Origin of the sequence: Endozoicomonas sp. SESOKO2 (genome assembly GCF_024606245.1) — a bacterium.
Lineage (GTDB): Bacteria > Pseudomonadota > Gammaproteobacteria > Pseudomonadales > Endozoicomonadaceae > Endozoicomonas_A.
On the sequence record NZ_JAHHPQ010000208.1, the window covers coordinates 1 to 8,097 of the forward strand.

At 43.6% G+C, this 8,097-nt stretch carries 7 protein-coding genes; 5 read left to right on the plus strand and 2 right to left on the minus strand.

From position 1 onward, the window contains the following. Positions 1-63: 63 nt before the first annotated feature. The 4 genes from KDK17_RS05015 (at position 64) to KDK17_RS05030 (ending at position 5,260) form a co-directional block, all read left to right on the plus strand. On the plus strand, positions 64-1,374 hold the full coding sequence (locus KDK17_RS05015) for an MFS transporter (RefSeq protein ID WP_257274471.1): 1,311 nt from the start codon (positions 64-66) through the stop codon (positions 1,372-1,374). A gap of 136 nt (positions 1,375-1,510) precedes the next feature. Beyond that, complete coding sequence (locus KDK17_RS05020; protein WP_257287491.1) at positions 1,511-2,557, plus strand: phospholipase A; 1,047 nt, start codon at positions 1,511-1,513, stop codon at positions 2,555-2,557. Positions 2,558-2,908: 351 nt separating this feature from the next. Beyond that, the gene (locus tag KDK17_RS05025) at positions 2,909-3,871 is read left to right on the plus strand and encodes a hypothetical protein (protein ID WP_257287492.1); all 963 of its coding nucleotides are present in this window, start codon (positions 2,909-2,911) and stop codon (positions 3,869-3,871) included. A 462-nt stretch (positions 3,872-4,333) separates the two neighbouring features. Further along, positions 4,334-5,260, plus strand: a complete 927-nt coding sequence (locus tag KDK17_RS05030; protein WP_257287493.1) for a hypothetical protein — start codon at positions 4,334-4,336, stop codon at positions 5,258-5,260. Between the two features lie 112 nt (positions 5,261-5,372). Here the strand turns inward: KDK17_RS05030 and KDK17_RS05035 are convergent, their stop codons facing one another. Then, positions 5,373-5,483 carry an alpha-hydroxy-acid oxidizing protein gene (locus KDK17_RS05035; RefSeq protein WP_257287494.1) on the minus strand — a complete coding sequence of 37 codons (111 nt, stop codon included), beginning with the start codon at positions 5,481-5,483 and terminating at the stop codon, positions 5,373-5,375. A 246-nt stretch (positions 5,484-5,729) separates the two neighbouring features. Between KDK17_RS05035 and KDK17_RS05040 the strand changes: the two genes are divergently transcribed. Next, positions 5,730-6,644: a hypothetical protein gene (locus KDK17_RS05040; RefSeq protein ID WP_257287495.1), complete on the plus strand. Its 915-nt coding sequence runs from the start codon at positions 5,730-5,732 to the stop codon at positions 6,642-6,644. Between the two features lie 34 nt (positions 6,645-6,678). Here the strand turns inward: KDK17_RS05040 and KDK17_RS05045 are convergent, their stop codons facing one another. Then, positions 6,679-7,851 carry an alpha-hydroxy acid oxidase gene (locus tag KDK17_RS05045; RefSeq protein WP_257274476.1) on the minus strand — a complete coding sequence of 391 codons (1,173 nt, stop codon included), beginning with the start codon at positions 7,849-7,851 and terminating at the stop codon, positions 6,679-6,681. Between the last annotated feature and the right edge of the window lie 246 nt (positions 7,852-8,097).

Sequence of the window (8,097 nt, forward strand, 5' to 3'; positions counted from 1 at the left end):
CTTGAACCTTATCCATAACAGCGAGTGTTGCGCTCGTTGCGGATTTAATCAAGAGAGTGACTTATGCCGCGTTGCATTACTGCACCCAGTGAGCATTACAAGCTGGCTCTGGCCGTCTCCATGGGAGGCATGCTGGAGCTTTATGATTTCCTGATCTACGCCCTGATGGCAAGCTATATCGCGGAGCATTTTTTTCCTGCCTCGGATCAGCTGTCCTCATTGCTGGGAACCTATGCTGTCTTTGCCACAGGATACCTGACCAGACCGCTGGGAGGCCTGTTTTTCGGGCATCTCGGAGATCGGTTTGGCCGCAAGAAAACATTCACTCTGACCATTTTTCTCATGGCTTTGACCACTGCTCTGATGGGCTGTTTACCTACTTATGAAGAGGTTGGAGTTATTGCTCCACTGACGTTGGTTCTGCTCAGGCTGACCCAGGGGTTTTCTCTTGGAGGAGAGTTGCCGGGAGCCATCACTTTTCTCAGTGAAAGTGCGCCGCAACGACAGGGGCTAATGATCGGTATCCTATTTCTGGCCCTGATGATTGGCATCTCTCTGGGCACTTTTCTCAATGGTCTGTTAAGTATGCTGCTGGGTCAGGAAACTATGGCTCAGTGGGGGTGGAGAATCCCTTTTTGGATTGGTGGTCTGCTGGGGCTGGTCAGCTATCAGATTCGCAAGCGCTTCAATGAGTCCGGATTATTTGCTGCCCTGGATCAGGCCCGTCAGCAGTCAACTATTCCCCTTATCCTATTACTGCGAGAGCATCGGAAGGGGCTGCTCTGTGGTCTGTTGTTGATGGCGCTTTGCGGTGCCACGGTAACGGTTTATGGGGTCTATATGTCAAGCTACCTCTCTTCCATACTGGGTTTACCACAGGCTAATGTGGCTTGGCGCACGGCGGTTGCTTTTTTTATTCTTTCGCCCCTGTCGCTGTTAGCAGGCATTTTGACTGATATTGTCAACAAGAGGCTGCTGGCTATCTCTATGGCTCTGGTTGTGATTATTTTGTCATTTCCAGCCTTCCAGTATTTTCTTACAGAGGCTCCTCAGGTCCGGCACATTATGATGACCTGCGGATTATTTACTGCGGTCGCCTCAGGTCTGCTTCCTCCTATTATTGTCCGCTTTTTTCCAACAGAAGTTCGCTACACAGGCATTGCTACCTCATACAATTTTGGCTTTGCCATTTTTGGCGGGCTTGCTCCTTTGAGTTCGACACTGATCGTACAAATGACCGGTACTGCATTAGGGCCCGCATACTATCTGGCGGTCATCGGTACCATCAGTCTGATAGCTGTTCTGATTCCCTGGCCTGACTTCGATATGGCAAAAACGGAATGTCTTGATACAACACCAACGGAAAAAGGTTGAGATTGCAGAGCCGGGGATTTATGTTCGAGCATTCGTTAAAGCTTTAGGTTGCCCTGTGATGAGCGCAGACTCTCACCGGCATTTCAGCCCGTTGCGCTCGTTAGGAAGAAAAAGAGTTTCAACTATGGATAATAATGTGACGCTTGTCTCAATCAAACAAGGGCCTTTTTGGGTTGCAGGTTTGGTCCTGAGTCTGTCGCCGGCTTTGGCTTTGTCATCAACTCCCCATGAACAGTGCCTCCTGAAACAGGCTATGGAAGCCGATGGTCAGACCACCATGGCGGAGATAAGGGCTGTTTGCGGCAAACCCCACGAAGAAGAGGCACTGCCTCTGGTGGTTGATGATTCTGATAGGGTCCGGGAGACAGAGGAAAGTGCTTTTGATGAACGAGTTAAAGGTGAACGTCAGGCGTTTGATAATCGTTTTGTGATAACTCCCCATCGTCCCAATTATGTGCTTCCGGTTTCCTGGAACAGTCACGTTAACAAGGAGCCTTACAAAGCAATAGGTGAGGAACTGACATCAACCGAAATCAAGTTTCAGCTGAGTCTGAAAGCGCCTGTCTGGGAGGGTTTATGGAACGGTTACGGTAATGTCTATGTAGCCTACACTAACACCTCCTGGTGGCAGGCCTACAACAACAACTCTGCGCCATTCAGGGAAACGAACCACGAACCGGAAGTCTTTGCGGTACTTCCGGTCGATCGTTCGGTATTGGGTATGGATTTGTGGGCGGTAGTGGCCGGTCTGTCTCATCAATCCAATGGTCGGTCGGGCGGCCTTTCCCGAAGCTGGAATCGAGTTTACCTGAATTTCCTGCTGGAAAAGGGCAATTTTTACGTGAGCTTCAAGCCCTGGTATCGGATTCCCGAACCTGAAAAAGACCCAAATAACCCGAATGATACGGAGGGGGATGATAACCCGGATATTGAAAAGTACATGGGACATGGTGAGCTTCATTTTGGCTATAAACTGGATGAATACCAGATATCCATGATGCTCAGAAACAACCTGCGGTCTTCTGATAACAAAGGTGCGGTGCAACTGGGCTGGTCCTTCCCTCTTAGTGACCGTTTCCGGGGTTATGTCCAATATTTTAATGGCTATGGAGAAAGCCTGATTGATTACAATGCCAGTGTGAACCGGCTCAGCATTGGTGTGATGCTGACTGACTGGCTCTGATACTACCTTTTTACGAGAACTCGACTACACTGGAGCGTCAATCACCAATGACATGGGATGCTTCAGTATCTCTGTGATTCATCTTTCAATAGCATCGCAATTCTTTGTATATATTTTTTTGCAAGAGCGAAGCTATCCATCCAAAAAGAAATAATAAGCAGGAAATTCAATGAAATTAATTGTGGTTTCAGGCTCACAAACGTCAATGAAAACTGTTTATCTTAAAATGCTGGAAGAAGGTTACTCCTCATTAAATTTAGTAACGGCGTTATTATCGTTAAGGCTCCCGGAGCTATCACTCTAATGAAACGCTAGCTCTAAACAAGTGTACAAAACGGGAGGCTAGATGACATGGTAACAAATATTATCATAGCAGTATCAGTAGTATATCTTTATCATTGTTTTTTTGGATTGGTACCAGATAATCAACCAAAAAAGACTGAGACGGAGTTGGAAGTGGATCAATTTACGCAGCAACCTTTGCCTCAATCATTGCCTCAACTTATAAATAGAGGGGCAGGCATAGAAACACTGTATCGAACTTCCAGCTTAGAAAAAACAATCATCAAAGAGCTGGAGCATTCAGATGGGGAAACTTTTCCTGAAGACTATGAGTACAGATTATTCACTTTAAGTAGGGGGAGTATAAATATTAATGCTCTTTCTGAAGATGAACTGGATGAGATAAATAAAATCTTTTCCGTAATAAAAGACCAAATGATTGAGTTATCAAGAGGTGATCCTAATCTTAATCAGGAACTAATAAAAGCTGCTGATATTGAGGCTGTATATGTGTATTCTTTTAGCCACAAAGCGGCTACTCTCAAATGCCTTACATCGAACGATATTTGCCAACCTGCTGATACCCAACACTCAACGCTTAATGCCGAACGCACAGCTCAAAGCAATGATGAAAGCTCAATGTTGGATGATTATAAAAACATGTTTTCATCCGAATGGATTCTTGAACAATCCGAAGCGAGGCTGGCAGGCTATCGGGAATCAACTCCCGCATTATACCTTGTTGGGGCAGACTTTAACGAGAAAAAAATATTACAGAAACAAATTTCTGATTTTATATCGCTGACCAGACTCATTAATAAAAATGAAGCATTTCCCACTATGGGCTTCAGAGCTGTATTAGTAATGACAGGTTCTAGTAAGAAGAATATTTATATTCAAGCTGCCGCAAAAAGCTACACTCTCAAATTTGATGCCGAACAATTATCAAATATGCTTAAAACCATGCCAGGCAAGCAAATATCAAATCTCACAGGGTTGGCTAAAAAACTCAATAAAAAAAATAACCCCTGATAGTTTGATGATATCACAGGCTGTTGTGACACAGGCGTAACTTATCGGGAATGACAGGTCGATTCTGGCCGGAATCGCGGGTTGCTCCGTTTCAGCCCTTAAATCGATTTACAGCTCATCAGTTTCATAACCCGTTCCATTTCATTGCACATCAAGGGCCTTTTCAAGGCTCGCTCTTCCGGCTGCTGCCAAAGCATAAAGATATAGCATCGCCATTCTTTATACATGTCTGTGCAAGAGCAAAGCCATCCATCCACAAAGAAATAATAACCAGAGAGTTCAGTAAACTTAATGGTGGTTTTAGGGTCTAAACATCAGTAAAAACTGTTTATCTTAAATCAATCTAGCAAGCCTGTTCCTAATTTTATTTAGTAATGGTGCTATTATCAGTCAGGCTCTCGGAGCAATTAATTAATCAAACGTCAGCTCTAAACAGGCAGACAAAAAAAGGAGGTTAATGAGATGTTATTAAAAGCTTTTGCATTAGTAGGGGCGGCATATCTTCTTGGTTTTTTTTCAGAAGATATACCAGATACTCAGACCAAAACGACCGAAACAGGGTTGGAAAATCATCAACCTGTAAATCCTGGTACAGGTATACAAAAAATATACCGAACTTCCAGATTAGAAAAAACGATCATCAAAGAGCTGATGAATTTAGATGGCCAAACTTTTCCTGAAAACTATGAATCCAGATTGTTCACTTTTAGTAGGGGAAGTATTAACCCTCAGGCTCTTTCTGATGTTGAGCTGGATGAGATCAATCAAACCTTTGCCGCAATAAAACGCCATATGATGGAGTTATTCAGAAATAAATATAGTATTGATATGGCAATAGTAGAAGCTTCTGATGTTGAGGCCGTTTATATTTATTCTTTTAGTCACAAAGCCACTACTCTGGAATGCCTGACATCGAACGATATTTGTCAACCCGCTAATTCTCAACCCATAAATACCAAACATACCACAGAAAGCAATGATAAAGGCTCAGTATTGGGTGATTATAAAAAAATGTTTACATCTGAATGGATATTGAAAAATTCTGAACCGAGAATGAAAGATAGTGTTGATGATGAAGATTATGAGAATGATATTTTTAGTACGGATTTTACCAGAAAAAAATTATTGCTTGAAAGGATTGGTGGTTTTTTAACACTGTCGAGAATCGTTGAATCAGACGAGAAATTTCCCACTATGGGATTTAGAGCTGTATTTTTAATGACTGATCCAAATAAAGAGAATATTCATATTGTGACTACTGGAAGAAGCTACACTCTTGTTGAGCTTGATGCCGATCAGTTAACAAATCTGTACAAAACACTACCAGGTAAGCAAATATCAAGCTTCACTGGGTTGGCCGAAAATCTTAATAAAAAAAATCAACAATGATAGTTAAGCGGTATTGTGGATGGATGGTTGTGACGCAGGCTTAATTCACCGGGAATGATAGGTGAATTCTGGTCAGAACCGGAGGTTATTTCGGTTCAACTCTGAATGCTTTTCAACCCATCAGTTTCATACCCCGTTCCATTTCACTGCGCAGATTGTCAAGGGTCTTTTCAAGGCTCGCTTTTTCGGCTGCTGCCAAAGCATAGAGATATAGCATCGCCATTCTTTATATGTATCTGTGCAGGAGCAAAGCCATTGACCCACAACGCAATAATAACCAGAGACTTCAATGAACTTAATTATGCTTTTAGTGTCAAAGACATCAGTGAAGGCTGTTTATCTTGAATCAAGGGAACAAGCTTGTTTTTAATTTGATTGAATAATGGTGCTATTATCAGTCAGGCTCTCAGAGCTATTACTTAATGAAACGTCAGCTCTAAACAGTTAGACGAAAAAGGAGGTTAGCGAAATGTTCTTAAAAGCTGCTGCATTAGTAGGAGCGGCATATCTTCTTGGTTTTTTTTCAGAAGATGTACCAGATACTCAGACTAAAACGACCGAAACAGGTTTGGAAGTTCAACAACCTCTAAATTCTGAGACAGGCATAGGGGAAATATATCGAACTCAGGGCTTGGAAAAAACGATCATTAAAGAACTGATGTCTTCAGATGGGCAAACGTTTCCTGAAGACTATGAAACCAGATTGTTCTCTTTCAGTAGGGAAAGTATAAATCCTGATGCTCTTTCTGATGCTGAACTGGATAAGATAAATCAAACCTTTGACGCAATAAAACGCTATACGATGGAGTTATTCAGAAGCCCATCTGAACTTGATATAGCAAGAACACAAGCTACTGATATCGAGGCTGTTTATATTTATTCTTTTAGCCACAAAGCCACTACTCTCCAATGTCTGACATCGAACGATATTTGCCAACCCGCTAATGCCCAACTCATAACCAAAAGCAATAGTGAATACTCAGTATTGGATGATTACAAAGAAATGTTTACTTACGATTGGATACTTAAAAATTCTAAATTGAGAATGACCGAAAATTTTCGTGATAAAACTCTCAGGGAGGTACTTTCCAGAGAGCATTTTACTAATAAAAAACTATTACTTGAAGGAATGAGCGGTTATTTAAAGATGTCAAGAGCTGCTGTAGAAGGTGAAGCATTGCCCACTATGGGATACAGAGCTGTATTTGTCATTGCAGATCCTGATAAAGATGATATTTATATCCATACTGCTTTAAGAAGCTATACACTTACGCTTGATACCGAGCAGTTAACCAATCTGTTTAAAACAATACCAGGCAAGCAAATATCAAGTTACACAGGGTTGGTCAAAAAACTTAACAAAGAAATTAATAATGATATTTAAACGGTATTATGGATTGTTGTGACTCAGGCTTTACTCAACGGGAATGACAGGTGAATTCCGGCCGGAAGCGGAGGTTACTCCGGTTCAACTCTGAAATCGTTTTACAGCCCATCAGTTTCATATCCCGTTCCATTTCACTGCGCAGATTTTCAAGGGCCTTTTCAACGCCTGCTCTTCCTGCTGCTGCCAAAGCATAAAGATACAGGCGACCTCCTGAGCAGGCTTTGGCTCCCAGCGACAGTGCTTTAAGAACGTGTGTGCCCCTTTGTATCCCCCCGTCGCATATCACATCAATCTGGTCTCCTACGGCATCTACAATTTCTGCCAGTTGATCAAAGGGCGAGCGTGAGCCATCCAGCTGTCGACCGCCATGATTGGAAATCATAATGGCCGCAGCGCCGATATCTACGGCCCTGCGTGCATCTTCAACCGACATGATGCCTTTTAGTGCTAATGGTTTTTCCCAGTAGTGGATAATTTCTTCTGCTGCCTGCCAGTCCATACTCTGATCCAGCATGGTACTGAAGTAGTGACCGACCGAAAGGGTAATGCGGGTGCCTTCGCCAACATAGTCCTGAAGCTGAGGCAGCTCAAAGCCACCATGGGAAACGTAATTCAGAACCCAGGCCGGATGGCAGGTGAAACTCAGCAGACTCTTCAATGTCAGTTTGGGCGGGATGGTAAAACCGGTGACGAGATCTCTTTCTCTGTTGCCACCAACGGCTGTATCCACCGTTAATGCCATAGCATCGAAGTTGGCCGCCTTGCATCGGTCAATCATATTGCGAGTCAGACCCTTATCTTTATGCACATAGAGCTGGAACAGCTTCGGAGTTTTAATAGTTGAACCAATGTCTTCTATGCTGGTAGTGCCCAGAGAAGACAGGCCAAAAAGAGTGCCAAACTGTTCGGCTGCTTTGCCCACAGCCATCTCACCTTCATGGTGAAAGAGACACTGCAGTGCGGTGGGCGATAAGAAGAGAGGGATGTCCAGATCCAAACCCATAACCCGGGTAGAGAGATCAACATGCTCTGCACCTCTCAATACATTGGGCACCAGGTCACAATTGGAGTAGGCCTCAGTATTTCTTCGCAGTGTGGTCTCATCATCCGCAGCACCGTCGATGTAATGAAAAATAGGGGAGGGCAGCCGTCGTCGGGCGAACTCCCTAAAGTCTCTGGTGTTGTGACAGTGTTTCAGACGCATGGCTTCCCGGATCGCCTGCCGTCGGTGACAGGCTGGAGTCGGATCATGAAAAAGGTTCAGCGTCTTATGTATAGCATTGCTTTGGAGCAGATCAACAGGAAACCGGCATATGGCCTGATCCAGTTGACCTGACTATTCGTACAGGAAAAGATAATTGTACTTTCGATCGTGGTGGTTTCTGGCTGACCTCTTACTAGCAGCCTGTCGGACTTAAGGCTGTCCTACTGCGGTTGCAATAAATTGGTC